Origin of the sequence: Bacillus stratosphericus (assembly GCF_020524495.1) — a bacterium.
Taxonomy (GTDB): Bacteria; Bacillota; Bacilli; order Bacillales; family Bacillaceae; genus Bacillus; species Bacillus stratosphericus_B.
The window spans coordinates 1-21037 of the sequence record NZ_JAIVLB010000043.1 but is presented as its reverse complement, the minus strand read 5'-3'; the positions used below and the strand labels follow the sequence as shown (position 1 = coordinate 21037).

General features: G+C 40.9%; 19 protein-coding genes and 2 pseudogenes. 2 read left to right on the top strand and 19 right to left on the bottom strand.

The features are described from left to right. Positions 1-140 precede the first annotated feature (140 nt). The 18 genes and pseudogenes from LC033_RS14255 to LC033_RS14170 form a co-directional block, all read right to left on the bottom strand. Positions 141-1763 (bottom strand): L-lactate permease, encoded by a 1623-nt coding sequence (locus LC033_RS14255; RefSeq protein ID WP_226569522.1) that lies wholly within the window; start codon positions 1761-1763, stop codon positions 141-143. A gap of 42 nt (positions 1764-1805) precedes the next feature. Next, positions 1806-2753 (bottom strand): L-lactate dehydrogenase, encoded by a 948-nt coding sequence (locus tag LC033_RS14250; RefSeq protein WP_226569520.1) that lies wholly within the window; start codon positions 2751-2753, stop codon positions 1806-1808. 190 nt (positions 2754-2943) lie between these two features. Next, a pseudogene (locus LC033_RS17365) lies at positions 2944-3096 on the bottom strand (YfcC family protein); the annotation flags it as partial. After that, positions 3093-3413, bottom strand: a complete 321-nt coding sequence (locus LC033_RS14240; RefSeq protein ID WP_226569518.1) for a hypothetical protein — start codon at positions 3411-3413, stop codon at positions 3093-3095. The pseudogene LC033_RS17365 and the gene LC033_RS14240, both read right to left, overlap by 4 nt. Positions 3414-3913: 500 nt before the next feature. Then, entirely contained in the window at positions 3914-4798 is an 885-nt protein-coding gene (locus LC033_RS14235; RefSeq protein ID WP_226569516.1) for a glycine betaine ABC transporter substrate-binding protein, read from the bottom strand. Continuing rightward, a complete protein-coding gene (gene opuAB / locus LC033_RS14230; protein WP_226569530.1) occupies positions 4798-5643 on the bottom strand; it encodes a glycine/proline betaine ABC transporter permease subunit OpuAB in 846 nt (281 codons plus the stop codon). Before opuAB ends, LC033_RS14235 begins: the two co-directional genes overlap by 1 nt. 9 nt (positions 5644-5652) lie before the next feature. Next, positions 5653-6882 carry a quaternary amine ABC transporter ATP-binding protein gene (locus LC033_RS14225; protein ID WP_226569515.1) on the bottom strand — a complete coding sequence of 410 codons (1230 nt, stop codon included), beginning with the start codon at positions 6880-6882 and terminating at the stop codon, positions 5653-5655. Positions 6883-7279: 397 nt separating this feature from the next. After that, entirely contained in the window at positions 7280-8374 is a 1095-nt protein-coding gene (locus LC033_RS14220) for a toxic anion resistance protein (protein ID WP_226569513.1), read from the bottom strand. Between the two features lie 14 nt (positions 8375-8388). Further along, positions 8389-10005, bottom strand: coding sequence for a YceG family protein (locus tag LC033_RS14215; protein WP_376776463.1), 1617 nt, complete (start codon positions 10003-10005; stop codon positions 8389-8391). Positions 10006-10075: 70 nt separating this feature from the next. Further along, positions 10076-10891: an HAD family hydrolase gene (locus LC033_RS14210; protein WP_226569511.1), complete on the bottom strand. Its 816-nt coding sequence runs from the start codon at positions 10889-10891 to the stop codon at positions 10076-10078. Beyond that, complete coding sequence (locus LC033_RS14205) at positions 10888-11997, bottom strand: cysteine protease StiP family protein (RefSeq protein WP_226569509.1); 1110 nt, start codon at positions 11995-11997, stop codon at positions 10888-10890. The genes LC033_RS14210 and LC033_RS14205 overlap by 4 nt, the downstream gene beginning before the upstream one ends. Continuing rightward, positions 11990-13321 (bottom strand): phosphoribosyltransferase family protein, encoded by a 1332-nt coding sequence (locus tag LC033_RS14200; RefSeq protein ID WP_226569526.1) that lies wholly within the window; start codon positions 13319-13321, stop codon positions 11990-11992. Before LC033_RS14200 ends, LC033_RS14205 begins: the two co-directional genes overlap by 8 nt. After that, positions 13311-14498: an HpcH/HpaI aldolase/citrate lyase family protein gene (locus LC033_RS14195; protein WP_226569507.1), complete on the bottom strand. Its 1188-nt coding sequence runs from the start codon at positions 14496-14498 to the stop codon at positions 13311-13313. Before LC033_RS14195 ends, LC033_RS14200 begins: the two co-directional genes overlap by 11 nt. Before the next feature lie 98 nt (positions 14499-14596). Next, positions 14597-15376: a MeeY/MeeF family manganese export membrane protein gene (locus LC033_RS14190; protein WP_226569505.1), complete on the bottom strand. Its 780-nt coding sequence runs from the start codon at positions 15374-15376 to the stop codon at positions 14597-14599. A 136-nt stretch (positions 15377-15512) separates the two neighbouring features. Beyond that, positions 15513-16091, bottom strand: coding sequence for a TerD family protein (locus LC033_RS14185; RefSeq protein WP_226569503.1), 579 nt, complete (start codon positions 16089-16091; stop codon positions 15513-15515). Positions 16092-16132: 41 nt separating this feature from the next. Further along, positions 16133-16714, bottom strand: a complete 582-nt coding sequence (locus LC033_RS14180; protein WP_226569501.1) for a TerD family protein — start codon at positions 16712-16714, stop codon at positions 16133-16135. A 20-nt stretch (positions 16715-16734) separates the two neighbouring features. Continuing rightward, on the bottom strand, positions 16735-17337 hold the full coding sequence (locus LC033_RS14175; RefSeq protein ID WP_226569499.1) for a TerD family protein: 603 nt from the start codon (positions 17335-17337) through the stop codon (positions 16735-16737). 595 nt (positions 17338-17932) lie between these two features. Next, on the bottom strand, positions 17933-18361 hold the full coding sequence (locus tag LC033_RS14170; RefSeq protein ID WP_226569497.1) for a cell wall hydrolase: 429 nt from the start codon (positions 18359-18361) through the stop codon (positions 17933-17935). A gap of 200 nt (positions 18362-18561) precedes the next feature. Between LC033_RS14170 and LC033_RS14165 the strand changes: the two are divergent. Beyond that, positions 18562-18768 (top strand): annotated as a pseudogene (locus tag LC033_RS14165) (DUF5105 domain-containing protein); the annotation flags it as partial. 449 nt (positions 18769-19217) lie between these two features. Here LC033_RS14165 and LC033_RS14160 read toward each other — a convergent pair. Next, a complete protein-coding gene (locus tag LC033_RS14160; protein ID WP_226569495.1) occupies positions 19218-20141 on the bottom strand; it encodes an aldo/keto reductase in 924 nt (307 codons plus the stop codon). A gap of 591 nt (positions 20142-20732) precedes the next feature. Here LC033_RS14160 and LC033_RS14150 point away from each other — a divergent pair. Beyond that, positions 20733-20915, top strand: a complete 183-nt coding sequence (locus LC033_RS14150) for a DUF5105 domain-containing protein (protein WP_312887875.1) — start codon at positions 20733-20735, stop codon at positions 20913-20915. Positions 20916-21037: the final 122 nt, after the last annotated feature.

Genomic DNA, 21037 nt, shown 5'->3' with positions numbered 1-21037 from the left:
GAATAGTGTTGAAATTGTTGTCCCTTTCTAGCCATAAAAAATCCCCTCCAAGTATAGTGTAACAGCCAAGATATGTTCTTGGGCTTTTTACACTGTCTACTTAGAGGGGATAATATCACATCTCAGTCTTTTTGAATACTCTATAAAAATTGAGCAAGAATGAATGTCCATATACACACGATACCGAGCAAGATGAAGCTGTACTTCACCGTCTTTTGAAAGAGCTCTGATTCTTTACCTGTTTCTCCTACAGCTGCTGTAGCGATGGCGATTGATTGTGGAGAAATTAATTTCGCCATGACTCCACCGGTCGTATTCGCACCGATTAATAGACCTACCTGTGAGCCGATTTGAGAAGCAGTGACCGCTTGAAGGTTACCGAATAAGGCATTATTACTTACAACAGACCCAGTAATAAACACACCAATCCAACCAAGCACTGGGCTGACAAGAGGGAATAAATCGCCTGTTTTTGCAAGCGCAAGTCCAATCGCAGAGCTAAGTCCAGCAAAGTTCGACAAGCCTGCAAAACCCATGACAAAACAAATGGTGAGAACAGGTACCCAAAGCTCCTTCACCGCTGCTTTTAAGCAGGCAGCGCCTTCTTTTAATTTGATCGTTCTGCTAAACAATCCTGTCAGTATGACCGCGATGAAAATGGCAGTACCTGTTGCACTGACGACATCCATCTTAAAGATCGCATCAATTGGAGTTTCTGTTTGTGCAATTGGCGGTAATTTCACAATTTGCTGATGTAGAAACGGCACTTTCACTAAAATCGTCGTCCAGTTCAGTGGTCCTCCTTCAGCAAACAATGCTTTAAATGCTGGCAGACTCCATACTGTAATAACAGCAGTTAAGATATAGAACGGAGACCATGCTTTCATGACTTCAATGCCGCTATACGTTTGCTTTTGTTCAATGGCTGGTGCTCCTTCTTCACGATATATATGTTTTGGCTGCCATTTTTGAAGAAATAAAGCCAAGATCCCCATACTTGCTAAGGCTGAAATAATATTGGCAAGCTCAGGACCCATAGTGACCATCGTCACAGCTTGCAAAATGGCATAACTTCCACTAACAATAAGTAGTGCTGGCAAAGTTTCTTTGATCCCTTTGAAGCCGTCTACAATCAGAATCAGTAGAAACGGGATACAGAACGAAATAAACGGAATCGTATACACAAGAGTTTGAGATAAAGCGAGCGGTGTGATATTACCCATTTGCGCCCCTGTAATGACTGGGATTCCCACTGCACCAAATGCGCCAGATGCAGCATTGGCAATTAAGCAGAGCATCGCAGCTTTGAGTGGTTTAAACCCAAGCTCTGTTAGTAAGGCAGCACTGATTGCAATCGGTACACCAAATCCAGCTGCGCCCTCTAAAAATGCGTTAAAACTAAAACCAATTAATAAGAGCTGAAGACGTTGATCTTGAGAGATCCCTGCAATACTAGAACGAATGACATCAAATTTTCCTGATTTCACAGCAATTTTATAGAGCCATACGGCCATGATGACGATATATCCAATCGGCCACAGCCCATTAGATATACCGAGCAGCACAGCAGATAATGCCTTTTCAATTGGCATATGAAAGAAGAAAACAGCTGTTACAAAACTGACGATTAAGGTAAAAAAAGCGGCTAAAACACCTTTTAACTTAAATACGGTTAATGCAAGTAGGAAAAATAAAATTGGAAGCATTGCCACCAATGCACTCACGAACTCATTACCAAATGGATCATAGATTTGCTGCCACATAACGATTCATCCTTTTCTGCTCAGATAGGTTGCCTTGATTGATTAAAAATGAGGAGCCAAGATCTCTTTTAACACTTTCACACTATGTTCGAATTTTTCTTTTTCTGTGTCATTTAGTGCAAGCTCCATCACGTTTGTTGCACCATTTCTGTTCACAAGGGCAGGTACACCAATGTAGACATCCTCTGCTCCGTACTCTCCATCTAAATACGTACTGACAGTCAAAATGCTGTTTTCATTATGCAAGATCGCTCTTGTGATGCGAGCTAAACTCATCGCTACGCCGTAGTATGTGGCCCCTTTTTTCTCAATAATTTGGTAAGCGGCGTGACGAACATTTTCCATTATCTCATCTAAGTCTTCTTGTTTGTATTGGTCATTTCTCTTCATTAATTCTGTGATCGGTACACTTCCGATATTCGCATGACTCCAAACAGCAAGCTCTGTATCCCCATGCTCTCCAATGATGTACGCATGCACGTTGTACGCCGCTGCTTCAAAGTACTCACTGAGCATATATCTAAATCTTGCGGTATCCAGAGTGGTACCACTACCAATCACTCTTTCTTTTGGAAGTCCACTGAATTTCCAAGTCGCATATGTCAAAATATCAACAGGGTTTGTGGCAATTAAGAAAATGCCATCGAATCCGCTTTTCATGACATTTTCTACAATGCCTTTAAATATATTTAAATTCTTCTCAACAAGGTCAAGTCTTGTTTCACCTGGCTTTTGGTTCGCTCCAGCACAGATACACACAATATCTGCATCCTGACAATCCTTATAATCTCCATACCATGTATTCACAGGATGCGGGGCAAAAACTTTCCCGTGGTTTAAATCCATCACGTCACCCATTGCTTTGTCCTGGTTCAAATCTATAACAACCAATTCATCTGTGATCGCTTGATTTATTAATGTAAAGGCATAACTACTGCCAACGAAACCTGCTCCAATAAGTGCTACTTTGTTTACTTTCTCATTTGTCATGTTTCCTCATCCTCCCGTAAAACTAAGTTGTTTTGTTTGTGAATATTTTCACATTTATATTGTGCAATACATCACAAACTTTTGCAAGGGGATTGCTCAAAAAAATATGTATCGAATTTGTGAACACTCTTATTATGGTTTCAAACCGCTGTCTCCATACATATTTTCACAAAGAAAGCTGCCCCACTCTCTAAGGTCCCCCGTTGATCATACCCCGATACAAACCGATGACAAACCAAATGGGTGCAAAAACCTGATATTGGATTGACGAGTTGACAACCCCTTCTCCGAACATAACCACCTCTACAGCTACCTGTCTGGTGATGCCCATTAAATCAGCTACCATTTTCCCTTTAATTCCGCTGGTACATCACGCATCTCCACAAAGGATTTGACCATTTCAGTAAAAAGTTCTTCCTTTTCAAATGTAAACGTATGACCAATGGCTGGAACGATGACACCTACTGCCTTCGGGTGTGCATTGGTTATTTTTTCGATGACCGTTTTATAATGCCTCTTTCTCCCACTGTGACGAGAATACGTGCCTCCGCTTACTGAAATGTGTTTGGAGCTTGTAATGGAGATTTTTTCTTGGAACATCGTTTGAAGGGTTTCCTTCAGCAAATGTTTTGAATCAGTTGCATAGTGCTCCATCTGCATGGCTTGGTATTCCGAGCTTCTCGGCTTGAAGCTGAATAAACCAATCTTTCTTTAATAGCAGGTACGTAAGAGGCAGAGGCATCACAAGAGCGCTGTTGATGACGGCTATTTTCTATGATGTGGATAAAACATCAACGGCAATCTGCGCATCAAGTGAGAATCCTACGAGAATCACTGTACGGCTTTGCGCATGCTACCTAATCCATGAGATGTCCTCACGGGCGCTTTTTCTCATTGAAAATGGCTCTTCATTTGCTCTTGTCCCATGACCGATGAGATCAGGGATATAGCAATTGCAATCATACGTTTCCTTGAACATTTCGATCTGCTACTGCCACATCCAGCTACTCACTCCACCACCATCAGGAAGATCATGATTGTCTCTTCAACCATCGACAACTCGTCCATCATCCTTAGTATAAGAAAAAAGCAGCCGCTTTTGAGCAGACTGCTTTTTCTATATGCTCCCTTCTATTATAAGGGAAACACAACATATTTGGCTATTTTTTCAAATCCTCGATTGAATTGACGTTCTTCATATAGGTCGGAACCACAAGGCCAATTTTAACACCTTTCATACTTGTACCCACATCTTCATATTTGCCTTTAAATTTCTCTGCATATACTTTATGTGTTTGTGGTAACCATGCTGCAAGCGAAGCATCTCCGCTTCCATCAGCGATTGCTGTCCACATTGGCCCAGCTTCGACTTGAGTCAGCGTTACGTTATAACCTAAATCCTCTAACACTTTTCCTACAACATTTGTACTAGCGATTTCACTATCCCAAGCAACGTAGACAAGTTTAATTTTTTCACCATTCACCTTATCTACACCTTTTGTCCACTTACTTACTAAGTCCTCATGTTTCTTCACAAAGTCCGCCGCCGCATCCTTTGGCTTTTTCCCTTCTTGAATCGCAAGCATGACTTCTCCCATGTCATCTTCAGACCAATTAAACTGGCTAAGTAATTTATTTGCTTGTGGTTGATCTTTTGCAAAATCTTTTCTTGTAATTGTATGAATTTCTTCTGCTTCACCATAAACACCTTTAGGGTCTTTCAAATACTTCAAATCATACTTAGAGAACATCCAATGAGGATTCCATCCAGTAATGATGATTGGATCTTTTTTATCATAGGCCTTTTTTAAAGACGCAGTCATGGAAGAACTAGACCCTGAAGTCACTGACCACTTAGATAAATCGTAATCCTTTAAAGCATTATCTGTTGCTTCCATAATACCCGCACCTGGATCAATTCCAGTAATCTTATACTTCACCTGTTCTCCAACTGATGCGTCCTTATTACTCGCTGAACTACCACAAGCAGCTAATCCTAAAGTCAAAATCGCTGCCGCACTTACTCCTACAATTTTCTTAAACATTAAACATCCCCCCTAGTTTTTTTGGTCTTAATATTTTGTGTAATTCGGTCAAGAACAATAGCCAAAATAACGATGGCAATCCCTGCCTCTACACCAGTTCCTGTTTTTAATTGAGTAACAGCTCGATATACTTCTTCACCTAATCCAGGCGCACCAACCATTGATGCAATGACAACCATAGACAAGGCCAACATAATGCTTTGGTTGATCCCAGCTAGAATCGTTTTTGTGGCAAGTGGCAACTGCACTTTAATCAAACGTTGACTCGTTGTTGAACCAAATGCCTCAGTCGCTTCAATTAAAGTAGCTGGAACTTGTTGGATACCTAGTATCGTCATCCTAATCGTAGGAGGCATCGCAAAAATAACAGAAGCTACAACGCCAGGTACTACCCCAATATTAAAGAAGAAAATAGCAGGTAACAGATAAACGAAAGCAGGCATCGTCTGCATTAAGTCTAAAATAGGTGTCACAATCTGCCTAACCGTATTTTTCTGTGAAGCCCAAATGCCAATCGGAATACCGATAATAATCGAAATGATAACAGATGTTAAGACTAATGATAGCGTCTGTAACATAGCACTCCAATAACCTAGATAATCAATGATAAAGAATCCGATTAATGCAAAGATCGCAATTCCTCTTTTACTAATTAGCCATGTAACACCAGCAAAAATGATGGTCAAAATGATAGGTGGAATAAATCCTAAACCATCTGTAATCATTTGAACAAATGCAGCTAAACCATTAGCAATACCATCAAAAATTCCACCAAATGTCGCTGTTAACCAATCAATAAATTGATCAATCCAATCTGCTAAAGGGATTCTAGGAAGTGATGACAAAGATAGCATTTAGTTCACCTCCTGTGTGTGAATTAAATTAATGTATTGATCATTTCCTGCAAGCGCTCCAATGAGTGCTCCTTTCACAACTATACCCTTCATACGGTTTTTATCGTCTACGACAGCAATTGGGATATTAGATTCTGAGACAAGATCGAAAAGATCCGTTAAAACAGTATCTTGATGAATTGTTTTCATATTTTGTTGAATAACATTTTTTAAGGCTAGTTGATTTTCCTTTGCTCGCTGTGCTTCTTCTGCAGAAATGACCCCTAACAGGCGATTTTGCTTATCGACTGCATAGATAGAAGATATACCTAAGTTTTTCATCAAGGTTAAAGCGACTCTTGGCCCCTTATCAATCTGAACGGTTTCTGCTCTTTTCATAATGTTCCCAGCTGTCAATACTTTGGATAAATCTACATCCTCAACAAATCGTTCTACATATTCGTTTGAAGGATTCATTAAAATTTCTTCTGGTGAACCAATTTGTACAATATTGCCGTCCTTCATTAGAACAATACGGTCACCAATTCTCAGAGCTTCATCTAAATCATGTGTAATAAAAACAATCGTTTTACCAACCGAACTATGAAGATCTAATAACTCATCCTGCATGTCCTTTCTAATAAGTGGATCGAGCGCACTAAATGCTTCATCCATTAGTAATATGTCTGGATCATTTGCAAGTGCACGGGCTAGCCCTACACGTTGCTGCATCCCTCCACTTAATTGGTTTGGAAACTGATCCTCAAATCCTTCAAGACCCACGAGCTTAAGTGAATCCATCGCTTTTTGCTTACGCACTTCTTTCTCAACACCCTGCAATTCAAGACCGTATTCTGTGTTCTCAAGAATTGTACGATGCGGGAACAATGCGAAGTTTTGGAAGACCATGCTGATCTTTTTCCGTCTCACTTCACGCAATTGGTCCTTTGACATATTTGTTATCATATCCCCATCAATATATATTTCACCGGAGGTTGGTTCGATTAACCTATTTAGCATCCGCACAAGTGTGGACTTTCCACTCCCTGATAGCCCCATGATGACAAATATCTCGCCGTCATAAACATCAAAATTTGCTCGATTGACACCAACTGTTGCGCCGGTCTCTTTTAGGATATCTCGTTTTGTTTTGCCTTTTTCAAGCATTTGAGATGCTTTTTTAGCATTTTTACCAAAAATTTTAGATACATTATTTATCTTAATTTTGATCTTTCTTTCTTCAGAATTCATTATTCCCCTCCAAATTAGCATCTTTATAACCGTAACATAAGCGTTATGATGCGAACAATCTTTAGAATTCGCTTATTTCCGTACAATATGTATGAATTCCATATAGAGGTCTGGTGATTAGAGTTTATACGCCGTTTTACTCTTAAATCCTAAAGAATGCTTCAAAAACTACATATTTTATGGGGTATTTTATCTAAAAAGTAAATATTTTACCGTAAATAAATAATTGGGAATACCTAATTGTGTTAAGTCGAATACTCGTGGACTTTTTGATCATTGGCGAGCTGCACCCCTGAACAGGAATGACCGAAAATGGTCACATAAAAACCTTTTTCAATTAAATTTTAATAAAATTTATAAAAACTGCCTGCAACTTTAGTTACAGACAGCTCATTTTTTAGGACTCTAGTGCAGCCCGCTTAATATGATCTTGAAGCTCAAGCATACGTTTTGTTCCATCTTCACGTAATCGTTTGTTTTCTTCTTCAATCTGTTTTGTCTCTTTCATTCCTTGTACAATTGTATTGAAGGAGGATTCAATCGTTTCAATATCGATACTTGGACGACCAGATAACTTCGCAATTTCTACACTTTGACTTGAGATATTTTCAGCATTTCGTTTCAGCATTTCATTAGTTCTTCTATCAAGCTCACTCATTGAATCAGCCACAAGCTTTTGTCTTTTCGCTGTAACCGCTTGAATGATTCCATTCTTGAAAATTGGAATGGTAATGATAAACGCAGAGTTGATTTTCCCAATCAATTTCGTATTACCACGCTGTAACAAACGAATTTGTGGTGCCGTTTGAAGAGCCACCATCCGTGCCATGTCCAGATCATACACACGCTCTTCAAGCGCCTGAATGCCATTACGAAGCGTATCCAGCTCCATTTGAGCCAGTTGGTTACCACTAGCAGCTTTTTCTTCATAAGAAGGAACCAATTGCTTTAATTCTTCGATTTTCATTTGACCAGCCACGACATACTTTTCAAGCTCCATATAGTATTGAATGTTATGCTCATACATTTCTTCAAGCGTCACAGTCGACTTGGTCATTTCGTCTTTATATTTACTGATTTCGACATTGATTTTTTCAATCTCTGCACCCAGTGTTTGATATTTACTGAAAATCTTTTCGATCATACTACCGCCGCGCTTAAAGATTTTTGACAATAAACCACCCTTTGGCTCATCAAAATCGTTTTTATCAAAGCGATCCATAATTTTTCCAAGCTGTGTGAGCATCGTCCCTGAGTCTGTGACACTCGTTGAACGCATCATAGAAAGAATACGATCAGAGAACTTGGAGATTTCGATAGCCGGCTGCTTTCCGTATTCGAGCAGGTCCAGCTGATTTTTGGCATCTATCTGCCTCGCAATGTTTTGCACCTCTGGTTCATTTCGAAGCTGAACGCGAATATCGTCTGCCTTCTCAATGGTGATTTCCTCTTTATCAATTGAAACGATGTCATTTCCGTTTGTATTTGTCATAAACTCTGATCTCCTTATCGGTTTTTGATGGATTGAAATAACTTTCTGACGATGGATGGCTCTTTAAACTCTTGATTCATGACCATTTCATCGAGCCAATGTGTATCAAATAATTGTTCATCTATATACCGCTCTATACACTGATATCCGGCCGGATGATACACGAAGAGATCCACACCCATTTCATTTAAAAAAATCAGGATAGCCGCATCGGAACGAGTCAACTCGCCATTATATTCGGTATGGTATAAAATCACTTTTGGTACGGTTTGTGCATAATCAAATGTTTGTATGAGTTCAATCAGATCCTGGCTAATATGCAGAAGCTGTTTGAATAAATAAATGCGGACATCTAATTCAGTCTCATTTCCTTCCTTTAACAGCTTCGGATGCTGACAGATCCGAGCTATCGCCTCTGCCATCGCACGCTGCGTGCCCTCATATAGATGAGAAAACTGCCACACATTGCTTTTCATTAATAATTCAGGATCAATCTCTCCTGCAGGAGAAAGTGCATGCTGATAATGAAATTGATAATTCGAGGAAACCTCTTTCGTAAAAGGGAAATGGCGAATGGTCTTCGTTTCTTTCCCCTCCATTAATGTGTGGATACGGTCCCAGTATTCACGCTTGTCTCGCGTGACCCCCATCATTTTCGCAAAAAGATTCGGAATTTGTATCGTAACCCGGTCTGCTTTGAAATTAGGGCGGATAAATGATCGTTCCTTTGCAATTAAAAACAGCTCGTCATATGTTGTCTTTAACGTAATGGAATGAGGTGTATGATCTCTGAATTGCCATGGCTTATACAGCATTGAATCTTCTGTGTGGAGAACCTCTTGAAGCTCTCTTGTCGAACGGTACGCCACCGTTGATTTCCTCTCAGGCTTTTCAGTAGGGAACGGCTCAAGCCTGGAAGTCCCCGGATATGGATCAATAAAAGTCATATTTTCTTCTGGATCTAATTCGCGAAACGGATCCTTACCTTCTGGATGAAATAGCACAACATCACAGCCAATTAGCATGACATAATACAGAAAATAAAGCTGACTTTTATTTGCCTCTCCATACCAAATGACAGCCGGCATTTTTTTTTCAATATTTACTTCCTTTAGCCATGGCCCTAGATGGTTATTTGAAAACTTCACCACATCTAGTAAGACGCGGCGAAAGTCGGAATGCTGAAATCCGCCCTCATGCAACTGCTGGAAATGCTCAAACACCTTGATTAACGAAAGGCGAATATGACGATTCATTATAGGATTTGGATGACGTACAATTAGCTGCTCGCCATCTAAAAAAGCCACAAAGCGATTCACGGACAATCCCTTTTCTTCTTGGTTAATCAAATGAATTCGTTGGAGCGCTTGAAAATGCTCCGGCTCAATATGACGATTGAGTGTTTCACTTAAAATATGCATATCGTCTGTTTCATATAATTCATGTAAATAAATAAAATAATCGGTTGCATCATGCGGAGTTCCAAGGACCCGGGCGGCGAGACTCGGCATGGATAAGGTATGCTCGTCCTTTACATAGCCGTCTCGTTCAGGGAGCGGCTTTTTCAGTAGGTTTTTCCAGGCTTCCTGATCCGCCCGTGTATGGATAACATTCATTTCTTTATGGCTCACGCCGCTCCTTCCTTTCTCCTATATTTTCTTGAAAGATACTACTATCATAACATTCAGCCTTCTACTTCTGCTATCGTATTGAAAGCTTTTTTGCAGTGGTCATCTGCTGTATGACACATGCGGTGATTTCATCGGCCGCTGCCATGCCAGATGCTTCCGTCGGCTCAAGTGATGGGTCAAAGTCTAGAACTTCCCCATGCCTTGGCGCAAAGCCCGTATCTGCCTGACGAATGAGATCCGCATCTAACAAGGAATCTCCTGCACCATAAACGTATTCAAGATGCAGCCTTTCCTTTAGAAAAGCAACAGCAGCCCACTTATTGAGCGGCTGTGGAATAAAATAAAGCTTCCGGCCCTGAAGTGAAACCTGCCAGCCTTTTTCCTCGCCCCACAGCCTCAATTCAGCAAGGGGAATGCGAGAAAGATACTCGCCTTTCATGATCAAGTAAAGAAATCTTCCCTCTGCTGTCCGAGTACGCTTGACCCAAGCAGCAACAGGTAGCTCAGATATGGCTCTCAGCATGTCTCTTACTGGCATACACTCTCTTAATCTTTCATCTACAATGGCCTGCCAATCCTCAAGAGGCCTGCCATGATGAAGGATGCAGCCGCCATTTGTCGTGACCGCATATTCCGGTTTCAGCTCTTGTTGAAAATAAGTGATCCGTTCATATTGCACAGTTGTTCTTGTTGTCACTGGGATCAACCAACCGAATTGATGAATCGCCTGTAAGGATTTCTTCGTTTCAACAGCCATGTAGGAAAGCGGCCGTTCATCCAGCACCTCAACTAAATCATATGTCCCTTCATACGCATGCTGCTCAAGCATACGATGTGAGTAAATCAACGTCCGGTCTAAATCACTGGCAAACGCAAATTTCTTCATGACGATTGCTCCACCGGACGAATTAATCCGCAGCATGTGTAGGACATATTGGCATATTCAATCACGGGAACGTCTCTATCCTCTGCCAACAGTAGAATGTGCTTCAGCTTCTCCTGAGACCCAGGCTGAATCAGTATTTTCCAAGGGATTCTCCTGAGCAGCACACGGGTCGTCTCACCAACACCAGGCTTAATCAAGTGCGTATTTTTAATTTGAAATTCCTGACCGATCGCCTCAATGGACGACATCCCTCGCCAATCAGCGTGCATCCCTTGCCCGAGAATCGTCTCTACTTTCTCTTGTACATTTGATCCGAGCCTAGAAAATGCTTCTTCAATTGTATCCACATACATATTGGACACATCCTCATCCAACAGCTCTTCGTAATACTTGGCTCCATGGAAATCATCGGCATTTATCCAGCGGTCGTTTAATACCGTTCGACTGACAAGCCCCGACACCGTTGAATTCAGGCAAGCACTTGGAATAAGAAAATCCTCTCTTGTTCCGTATACATTTGTACAGAAGCCCGGATCAGCCAGTACAGCCAGCTCACTAGAAAGACGAATCCCATATTTATGTTCAAAATCAATCACAGCTTTTTGAAGCTCCTTTGAAATAGCGCCTTTTCCGGTCCATCCATCAATAAATGCAATCTCAAAGCCTGGATGTTCTTTCAGCATATAATGTAACGCATTCTCGTCTATTCCGCGGTCACGAATAATAGAGATGCTGTAATGCGGCAGATCAAGGCCATACGTCTTTCGAATATACCGTTTGATGAGCACCCCGATCGGTGTCCCAGCCCGAGCCAAACTGCAAAGCACTGTTTGGAAGCCTCGCTTTTTGATCATTTGTTCTGCCACAACGGCTACTGCTTCTGCTACCTTATGCTTACTTTCTTCAAGAGATTGATAGAATAAGGTCATATAAGATGCCGTCGGCTTATATTCAATTGGCAGCATTTCTGAATAATGCTCACCGCCTTGAATAGAACGCTCTCGCTCCTCTGTACTTTTCTCCATCTCAATCGATGATAAATCCTTGAGTAAGAAGATTACATCCTGCTCTGGATAGCTTCCCATCTTTGTATACACATTAGTCATTCAGCTTCACCTCGTCTGATAAAGTCACAATATGCACATGCTTCACATGCCGCTCAGCAAATAAGTGAACAAGCGGAAGCAATGTCGCTTGAGAGACCTTTTTCTCGAAAAAGAGAAACACATCATCGTATTGATCTTTTGGTATGTTGTACACGTAATGCTGAATTCTAGTATCCTCGGGGCTCAAAAATGCATAGCCATTTTGAACAGCATATCCATCCTTTTCGACCGGATGAATCGGACTTCTCGTCGTCGAATGAAAGAGGACGCCTTCTCCCATATGTGCTGCAAGTCTCATCGGCACATACATCAGCTCACCTGTTCCTAAACAGAGTGTCTGTTTTCCTTTGCGCTCTTGCTTGAGTTTCAGCCCAGCCTCAGCAACTGCTTGATCGATCACTTTCGTATCTTCTCTGCTTAAACCAAATCGACCTGTTTCATGTATATAGGGCGTATGACCTGCAGAGTTTGTTGCATGAGAAAGTGAATATGGAACTTGCCCAAAGAAAGATCGAAGAGAATGAAAAGAGAGATCTGGTGTCTTCTCCCGCTCAGCAATTTCATACGAATAGGCTGGCTCATCCAATGTTTTTCCCCGAAAGACCATCTGTCCCTTTAATAAGGACAATGCGGTGATGTGAACACCAAGCTCCTCTTGAAACTGAAGCATGGCTTCCTCGTGCTCCTCTGTCCGCCAGTCCAAAATGGAAAGAATGGTATAAGAATGTTGCGGGTACTTTGCATGGAGATCCCGAATGATGTTGATATTTGTACGCCCTGTCGTGACTTCATCATCTACTAATATAATGGGGCGGTTAGTATGAAGTAATGCTTCGTCTGCATAACAAAACTGATCCGTTGCATGTGAATGCTCTTCTTCAAATACCAATGTAGGATCAAGATCTAGTAGCTGTTCACGTGTCGTATGAATGTATGATGCTCCTTCTAATACGTCATACACACCATGGCCAAGTGCTGTAGCCGTTTCAGCAAAACCGATCACGATTGGCTGTTTGCCCGTCAACAGCTTTTCTCTTTTGAGTGAATCATAGGCTTCAGTTAACAACGCATGGTCGTTCGTCTTTAAGGCCTCTACTAATAGGTCTTGATGTAGTAGCGTCTTACCTGTTTGCTCTATAGCATAAGCCATTGCCAAAAGACCTGAGACAAGGAGCGGTTTCACTGGATGAACAGGAATATGTTTACCGAGCACCTTACTAACAAATAAAAAGGCTCGTTTTTTGTTCACCCTTGCCGCCATCTCAAAAAGGTGCTCTTTTTCCAGTTGAAGCATGCCTTCTTTGAGATCAAGCTCAACCTCCATATGTTCCAAGATGTTCAGCGTATGCGGCTTCTGCTTCTGTGAGTATGTCGATATAGCTTTTATTTTCATGAAACACCCCGTAAATATCTGACTTAATTAGAATATGCTCTGCCCATCGATAATGTGGCTTCGTTTCATTCATCTTATTAGAGGTTGCACTCTTCATCACTCCAACTGTTCCATCCGCATGTTTCAAAATGCTTAAAGCATCCATATATTCTTCCTTTGTGACAACGTACATGCTTTGAACTGGTTTGAGATGTGTTGGATGAATCACTGTCTTTCCATGGATGCCGTTTGCCACATCCAGTCTTGTCTCCTTGAGCAGGCCTTGTACATGATCGAGTTCAGATGAATAAGACTGACCGCTCTTAGAGAACGCACGAATGAAGGCGTTTTGTTCTTTTCGTGCCGGGCCAAAATGTTCCCATACAGCACCGGATACCACAAAAGAACGGCCAAAATAATTGATGATATCTATGATCAAATCAGCGATGAGTCTGATCTCATAGATGGTAGTCGTACGATCACGGCGAATCCCATACAATCCACAAAGATCCGTTGCTCCAATACGAATATTCAAGATATATTCCTCTTCATTCAGCATGATTTGCTTTAACTCAGACAACACCCTACATCTCGTCTCTTTTTCTAATAAATCTGGTGTTTCCAAAATAGGCATTCCATAAAGTTTCGTCTTCGTTTGTGCTGAAGCCCGTTTCAAGCTGTCCAAATATGCCTTTGCATTATGAACAGAACACTTTGGGAACACAAAACCCGTCAATAGATGAATGGCTGAACCGAGCAAGTCTGCCATTTTTAGCAACTGCTTCGGCGAACGAACTCGAATAAATAAAAGCGGCAAATACTCAGCCATTTCAGGAAAATGAGTGATTTTCTCCGTAAGACTGGTCAATTGTGCCACTAAATTCTGTTCGGCTATGTCCACTTCTTGATCACCGATGGCATCCTCCAAACACAACACAACAGAGCAAAGCGCTTCATATTTCTGCGAAAGCACCATGTCTGCTACATCCTGTCTTGTCGCAGGCATATACAAAGTAGCACCTAGTGCATGCGCAAGTACATGCCTTGGCGTCAATGAATGGATCGCCGTTGGCCGCTTCAAAAAAATATCATGCTGCCTCGCCTCTGATAAAAAACGAAAATATCGCATGCAGTGCCTCCCCCCAGTTGTTTAGAGAAAATCAATCCAATGACTTGGATTCAAAAAAGGATGGAGCCGCTAGTCAACTCCATTCCTTTTTGATCATCCTATTCTTCTTTTGAAGCCGCAGCTTCGTTGGTCACATCTTGATGTTTCTTCTTATTGATTTTATGAACAATAAACGTGCCGATAAATGCTAAGATAATAATCGCAAAGAATAATAGGTGCGGGATTTCAATATGAGCAACACTCAATGCCATTTTGGCTGCAATAATCCCAATGAGAATAAACGCTGTATTCTCAAGCTCTGGTACACGGTCAATGAGAACAAGGAATAACTGTGCCACTGTACGCATCATCAGAATTCCAAGCATTCCGCCTAAAAGAAGAATCCATACTTCCTCAGATACAGCGAATGCAGCAAGGATACTGTCAACGGAGAAGGCAAGGTCCATAATTTCTACAGAAATAACGGTTGCCCAGAACACGCCAAATACACGAACAAGCCAGCCTTCTTTTTTCAATTCCTTCGCTTCGTCGTCACCATCACCTAACCAGAAGTGCTTGATGACAAGCCATGCTAAGTAAGCTGCTCCTAGAATCTTAATCCACCAGAACTTGATGAGTAGCATCCCTACGCCAATGAATAGAAAACGGAAGAAATAAGCGCCAATCAGTCCGTAGGTTAATGCCTTTTTACGCTGCTTTTCTGGTAAATGTTTGACCATGACAGCTAATACTAATGCGTTATCTGCTGATAACAATCCTTCAAGTACGACAAGGGTCCCAATGAGCCCCCAAGAGACAGGGTCTGTTAATACCTCTGCCCACATATGCCAATCAAAAAACGAGGCATACGTGTCCAACATATGTTTCAAAATATCCAACAGGTTTTCCTCCTATAAGTGTAAAGCATCAGTAGGCTTTCGCCTGCCGCTATTCTTCTCGCTGTTTCTTTCTCACTTTGGAAAAGACCCTCATATGAGTTATTGACAGCGCCTCTAAATGGATTTTTTCTCTTGTTTACACTTCTAACCCATAATTTTGACAAAGAGCTCCAAGTCCGCCAGAGAACCCGCTTCCGATTGCGTTAAACTTCCAATCGCTTCCATGGCGATACAATTCACACACCACTACAGCTGTTTCAATTGAGAAGTCTTCGCCTAAATCAAAGCGAATCAATTCTTCCCCGCCCTCTTCATTTACAACACGAACAAATGCATTCGAGACTTGTCCAAAATTCTGACTACGCTCCTCTGCATCATGAATCGTGACTGTAATTCCGATACGATCAATGTTAGCAGGAATTTTTGAGAAATCAACGAGAATTTGCTCGTCATCTCCATCTCCTTCACCCGTACGATTATCACCTGTATGAGTGACACTGCCGCTCGGATGCTGCAGGTTATTATAGAAAACAAAGTCTGTATCTTGCTGACAACGATTGTTTGCATTCACTAAGAAAGCTGAAGCGTCCAAATCAAATTCGGCTCCACCAGAATATTTATTCGTATCCCAGCCAAGTCCGATCATCACTTTTGTCAGTCCTGGGTTGGTTTTCGTTAAATCGACACGTTGTCCTTTTGAAAGCTGAATCGCCATATCCGTATCTCTCCTGTCTTTGAAAATATGGAAATTAATCGTTACCCGATATCTAAGCCGAAGTCCGTTGCAATGCGGGCAAGTCCGCCTTGATAGCCTGATCCAACAGCCGAGAATTTCCATTCCCCGCCATGACGGTATAACTCGCCTACAATAATCGCTGTTTCAATTGAAAAGTCCTCTGCCAAATCATAACGGATGAGCTCTTCATTTGATGCCGCATTTAAAATACGTACATATGCGTTAGAGACTTGTCCGAAGTTTTGACTGCGCGCGTCTGCATCATGAATCGTAATGACAAATGAAATCTTCTCAACATTTGCTGGTACAGTTGAAAGGTCGACATTGACCTGCTCGTCATCTCCGTCTCCAGCACCAGTTCGGTTATCGCCTGTATGTACGACACTGCCGCCTCCGCCAGTTGTTTGATTGTAAAAGACAAAATCAGATGGAGAGCTTGCTTTGCCTGCCGCATCTAAAAGGAATACACTTGCGTCTAAATCAAAGTCATGTCCGCCGTCATATTTGTTTACGTCCCAGCCAAGACCTACTACCACTTTTGTTAAGCCTGGATTGGTTTTTGTTAAATCAATTTTTTGACCTTTCGCTAAAGAAATTCCCACGAGGAACCTCTCCCTTCTAATTAAATGTAGTTTCTCGTAATATCGGCTAGCTTCGCATCATTTGTACCATTTCCAACAGCCGCAAACTTCCACTCATTCTCGTGACGATAAAGCTCTCCAACGATTAATGATGTTTTTCCTGCATACTCATCTTTTAAATTATATTTCACTAATTCTTGATTGTTTGATCGATCAACAATGCGAATGTAAGCATTTTGAATCAACCCAAAGTGTTGGTTTCTTCTAAGGGCATCATAAATGTTCACGACAAACACCAATTTATTCACATTACCTGGCACCTTGCTTAAGTTGACGAGGACTTGTTCATCATCACCGTCTCCTTCACCCGTCAGGTTGTCACCTGTATGCTCAACACTTCCGCATCCGCTTTTCAAGTTGCCAAAATAAATCAAATCTCTATTTTCTATAAACTTGTCATTTTTCAGCATCAGTACTGAAGCGTCACAATCAATATCAGCGCCGCCTCCGCCGCCAAACAGCTTTCCTAAAAAACCGCCGCCTTGTGATACGGGGTCCCAGCCAAGTCCAACGAGAATATTCGTTAGCCCTGCTTTCCCTTTTGTTAAATCAATGCGTTGACCTTTTTCTAATGTAATTGCCAAATCAATCACTCCTCCAGCATAATAAAAATCCATTTATTAAGCGATGGGCCCTATTAAAAACATCATACATGAAAATTCGACAAAATTCATGAAATGACATGGGAGCCCCTTACTCTTTTTTCTATTTACTAGTATATACGTCTATGTTCATTATAGGTTTCAATAACATATTATTTTTTAAAGAAAAGATCGTCATTCAAAATAGTTCATGTCGTAAATGAAGTGTTTTATGTGAAACATTGTCGAATGTTCTAGTAGACAGCTTTTACTGATGAACGAAGTGTTGGTGCGTCTTCATATGTTGATATAATTTACATAGATGCTAATTGAGGGTAAACCCTATCATTTCCTTCCTTCCATGTATTTCTTTATACTTGTGAGTAGAGAACATTCAACGTATTGATGAAAGGATGTTGATGATGCCATTACTTCATATGATTAAGTCGGCATACCTAAGGGTCAGACAGCAGAGGTGACATTGATCCATACAACTTAAATCTCGATACATCTTCATTTCCTCAATCCCTTGTTACAAGAAAAAAAGAAAAACACAACCCTCTGTATTCGTTCAAAGAGGATTGTGCTGTTCATCAAGCTAAAAGGTGTTATACACATTTTCACACGTTTCGGCTGTTGGCTCATAAAAACAATGCGACTTATACCTTGCCACAAACGGCTGATTGTACCAAGTCGGTGGACAATCTCCAGGCGGTCTAAAATACCAAAGGCTGAATTTTGCAGGCCAAAATCGTTCTCCGTTAATGTTCCTCCGCGCAAGTGCCTTCTCACTTTCTCGCGCCCGTTGATAAAAGTATCCGTGGTTGACCGCCTCAAACGCATGCTCCTGATAAATCATTTGTGGAATCGTACGCAGCCCTTTAAAGTCAGAGCAGTCGGCACGCAGACGATTGATGCCTACATTTCCTACCAGCAGCATTCCTTGCTTCCCTTCACCCTCTGCTTCCGCTCTTAGCAGTCTGGCCAATAAGTCAATATCAGAGCTTGTCGCTCTTACCACTGCCATACATCCACCTCCATCTCATTTCTTTTTTATTTTATGTGGAGTTTTTGTGTAAATGACTGACATTTTGACATGAAAAAACGCTCCGTGTCGATGGCCTGTCTAAACATCATTCGCTGTCAGCGATACATAAATCATGTGATCATACACATAACAGAAAAAATATTCATTACTTATTGTGATTTTTACTACTTGAAGCAACTGAGTTCTACAGCAAAAATCGTACAGCGTCTTATAATGATGCACAAAAATGTTTACTCTCTATCTACCCTGAAGAGAAAAAATTAGGACCATCTTCTTCTGAACAAACAGTAGAAGTCAACATGAAGAAAAATGATATCGACCAATGGAAACTTGATTTGAACGATTACAAAACAAGCTCATTAGTTGATTCATCAAGAACGAATTAAAAAACCCCCGTTTCCCGGGGCTTTTTCTTTAGCCTTTTTTCAATTGATTCCTATATTTCATTCCAACATACACACAAAAAAGCAAGAAAATCGTTATCTATACCCATTGAATGGTCACCAAAAATAGTGTGATGGCTACTAATATCAATATTGTGAGATCGAGCTTCTTTTCTAGTTTTTTATGAGTTAGAACGAAAACGATTAGAAGCACAGCTAGAAGAATTATAACGTTAATAATTTAAAATGGGTAAAATATAGAAGTAAACTGCAATACGTTAAACAACAAGGAGTTGATTAAAATTGTTTTTTAGCAAAAAAAGATTACATCATATCTTTTTTGGTTATATTCTTGATTCTTATATTAAGTATAATGCATGGAGATGGAATTATAAAACCAGTTATAGACGCAATAATTGGGTCATCATTAGTGTCACTAATCTTTGGAACAATCACAAACCTAATTTTTGTTTGATTTCCTCTTCTGTTAATTGAACATCATTTGTTTTTAGGTTTTGCAAGACTTGCTCCGCTCGCTTAGCACCAGGAATAATCGCATCAATGCCGTCCTGAGCTAATAGCCATGCCAGTGCTACGTTTGCCGTTTCTGCGTTCTTTGATTGTGCAATGGCCTTCAGCTTGTCTACTTTTTCGAGGTTTTGAAGGAAAGCATCGCCTTGGAAAAGCGGGTCATTTGCTCGAATATCATCAAATGTCGCATCTTTTGTAAATTTTCCAGTCAACAAACCTGACGCCAAAGGGAAATAAGGAATAAAGGAAATACCATGTTCCACGCAGTATGGGAGAAGATCCTGCTCTGCTTGACGTTTTAGCAGAGAATACTCTGATTGAAGTACATCTAAGTATCCATCACGGTTAAAGGCTTGAAGCTGTTCAAAATCAAGGTTTGATGCACCAATTGCCCTGATTTTTCCCTCATCCTTCAATTCCTTTAATGTGCCTGCTACTTCATCCAACGGCGTGCGGCCGTCTGGAAAATGCATATAGTACAAATCAATATAATCTGTTTGCAGTCGCTTCAGGCTATTTTCCACCTGCTGTCTTAAAAAATCACGACTATTATCGAGTTCAATTTGTCCGTTTACTTCTTTATGGGCCCCTTTCGTCGCAAGGACAAGCTTCTCTCTGCCGCCTCTTTTGGCTACGATCTCACCGATCAATTCTTCTGAACGGCCCAGCCCATAAATAAAAGCAGAATCTAAGAAATTGACACCTTGATCAAGAGCTGTTTCCACAAGCTCCCGACCTTCATCTTCACTCAGATTCGGGAATAAATTATGTCCACCTACTGCATTCGTTCCAAGCCCAATCGGATTCACCTGTAAATCAGTTCGTCCAAGCGTTACCTTTTTCATAAGATCATCTCCCTTATCTGCTTAATCATCCTTATTTTCCCATGAACCATTTTCAAAATTCAAGTATTCTGCTCTCTGAAAATCAATCTGCATGAAGACGTTGCGAAAATAAAAGGTACGTATAATGAAGATACACTAAAACGAAAAGGGGAATTTTCTCATGACCATCCAAATCATCATGATCATTCTGCTTCTAAGATCAGGCAAGGGAAAAGAATTTCATCCGATCAAGCTCCTCATTGGCTGTCTTTGCATGATTAAGTTTTGTCATCGGGCTATGGAGAGATAAACGATACAAAGGACATTTGATCAACATTCGACAAAGCCCTTCTCTTGTATAACTCTGATTTTACCCTTTATCAGGACGATGCCAAGGTATCTGATTTAAAATTCTACGGCAGTAAAGATCGTCTTGATCTTGGCTCTTTGAATAAAGGAAAGTCACTATCAGGTGCTCTTTATTTCCTAAGGTTATCGCTCAAGTAACAGGCATTGATGCTTCTAACTTAAAAGACAAGCTACACAATTAAAGAGATGAGTTTTACAACGACAAGATCCGTTCTAAAGAAGAATTGTATAAGACAAGCTTGAATATGTGCGCATCTGAATTCAGAGAAGCTTCCTCCAGTCTCCAGCCCAACTGAATATGAAGTGAAAATGAAACGTAATGGTGATGGTCAGTGGAAAATCGACCTCAATGATTATAATAAAGAGCATTACCTGAGCGGCTTTATCAAAAAATATAAGAAACAAAAAAAGACGCTGGCCTCCTGAAGGGTGATATTATCCCCTCTAAGTAGACAGTGTAAAAAGCCCAAGAACATATCTTGGCTGTTACACTATACTTGGAGGGGATTTTTTATGGCTAGAAAGGGACAACAATTTCAACACTATTC

Excerpts from the sequence above, each read along its gene's own strand:
- LC033_RS14255 (WP_226569522.1), bottom strand. The coding sequence starts at position 1,763 with ATGTGGCAGCAAATCTATGATCCATTTGGTAATGAGTTCGTGAGTGCA.
- LC033_RS14250 (WP_226569520.1), bottom strand. The coding sequence starts at position 2,753 with ATGACAAATGAGAAAGTAAACAAAGTAGCACTTATTGGAGCAGGTTTC.
- LC033_RS14240 (WP_226569518.1), bottom strand. The coding sequence starts at position 3,413 with ATGCAGATGGAGCACTATGCAACTGATTCAAAACATTTGCTGAAGGAA.
- LC033_RS14235 (WP_226569516.1), bottom strand. The coding sequence starts at position 4,798 with ATGTTTAAGAAAATTGTAGGAGTAAGTGCGGCAGCGATTTTGACTTTA.
- LC033_RS14225 (WP_226569515.1), bottom strand. The coding sequence starts at position 6,882 with ATGAATTCTGAAGAAAGAAAGATCAAAATTAAGATAAATAATGTATCT.
- LC033_RS14220 (WP_226569513.1), bottom strand. The coding sequence starts at position 8,374 with ATGACAAATACAAACGGAAATGACATCGTTTCAATTGATAAAGAGGAA.
- LC033_RS14210 (WP_226569511.1), bottom strand. The coding sequence starts at position 10,891 with ATGAAGAAATTTGCGTTTGCCAGTGATTTAGACCGGACGTTGATTTAC.
- LC033_RS14205 (WP_226569509.1), bottom strand. The coding sequence starts at position 11,997 with ATGACTAATGTGTATACAAAGATGGGAAGCTATCCAGAGCAGGATGTA.
- LC033_RS14200 (WP_226569526.1), bottom strand. The coding sequence starts at position 13,321 with ATGGAGGTTGAGCTTGATCTCAAAGAAGGCATGCTTCAACTGGAAAAA.
- LC033_RS14195 (WP_226569507.1), bottom strand. The coding sequence starts at position 14,498 with ATGCGATATTTTCGTTTTTTATCAGAGGCGAGGCAGCATGATATTTTT.
- LC033_RS14185 (WP_226569503.1), bottom strand. The coding sequence starts at position 16,091 with ATGGCGATTCAGCTTTCAAAAGGACAACGTGTCGATTTAACGAAAACC.
- LC033_RS14170 (WP_226569497.1), bottom strand. The coding sequence starts at position 18,361 with ATGGCAGTGGTAAGAGCGACAAGCTCTGATATTGACTTATTGGCCAGA.
- LC033_RS14160 (WP_226569495.1), bottom strand. The coding sequence starts at position 20,141 with ATGAAAAAGGTAACGCTTGGACGAACTGATTTACAGGTGAATCCGATT.